Annotated in this window: 1 protein-coding gene; it reads left to right on the plus strand. The window is 51.6% G+C overall.

The window, feature by feature from the left end; translation table 11 throughout:
• Window positions 1-122 precede the first annotated feature (122 nt).
• On the plus strand, window positions 123-649 hold a 527-nt coding region (locus V5T57_RS20605; protein WP_332893154.1), incomplete at its 3' end, for a transposase.

Raw genomic sequence — 649 nt, forward strand, 5'->3', positions numbered from 1 at the left:
TCGATCGTTCTATATCATTTAACCTCATGTAAACGTGTGAGAAGCGCTTCTTTTTGAAGTATACTGGATTGCAAGTTTTGCTGTTTTACTGGCTCAAAAGCTTGCAATTTCAGGATGGAAAAATGAAGCCTCGCCGCACCCGCCCCGATCCCCAGGGGGATCTATTTCGCCCCCGTCTTGAGCATATGGTCGATCCCAGCCACGAACTGGTGAAACTGGCTGACCGAGTGGATTGGAAAGGTCTGGAAGATCGGTTTGAACCGCTCTATACCGACATTGGCCGCCCAGCCAACTCCACACGGATGATGGTTGGGCTGACCCTGCTTCAATCCATGTATGGGCTCTCTGAAGATGATGTGGTCAATCACTGGCCAGAGAATCCATACTGGCAATACCTGTGTGGCACCACATTCTTTACCCATGAGAAACCCATCGCGCGAAGTGGTCTATCCAAGTGGCGCAAGCGGGTTGGTAAGAAGGGGCTTGAGCAACTGTTGGAGGAGACCATAAGCCTTGGCCTTCAGTTTGGCGCGCTAAAACTGTCCAGTCTTGAGCGGGTAACGGTGGATACAACGGTTCAGCCCAAGAACATTGCCCATCCAACGGATGCCAGACTTTTCAATCGGAGCCGGGCGCGTCTTGTGGCATT

This window comes from Magnetococcus sp. PR-3 (assembly GCF_036689865.1).
Classification (GTDB): domain Bacteria; phylum Pseudomonadota; class Magnetococcia; order Magnetococcales; family Magnetococcaceae; genus Magnetococcus.